We start from the raw sequence: 298 nt of genomic DNA on the forward strand, positions 1-298 counted from the left end.
CGAGCACCGAGGAGTCCGAGGTGCGTGACCCATGGGTGACCCGGATGAGGAACCTGCCGGCGACGGTGGTGTCGAGCACGATGGACGGATCCCTCGACTGGCCGGACGCGACCGTGGTGCGCGGGGACGCGGTCGAGGTCGTCGCTCGGCTGAAGGAGGAGTCCGAGGTGCCGTTGCGCTCGCACGGCAGCCTGTCGTTGAACCGGGCGCTGATGGCCGCCGGTCTGGTCGACCGCGTCCAGGTGACGCTCTTCCCCGTGATCACCGGTCAGACCGGGCTGGGCCCGATCTTCCAGGG

General features: G+C 70.1%; 1 protein-coding gene. It reads left to right on the forward strand.

The genetic code is table 11. From position 1 onward, the window contains the following. Window positions 1-20: 20 nt before the first annotated feature. On the forward strand, window positions 21-298 hold a 278-nt coding region (locus tag AAH979_RS43245; RefSeq protein WP_346263915.1), incomplete at its 3' end, for a dihydrofolate reductase family protein.

Source organism: Plantactinospora sp. ZYX-F-223 (genome assembly GCF_039649625.1).
Classification (GTDB): Bacteria; Actinomycetota; Actinomycetes; order Mycobacteriales; family Micromonosporaceae; genus Plantactinospora.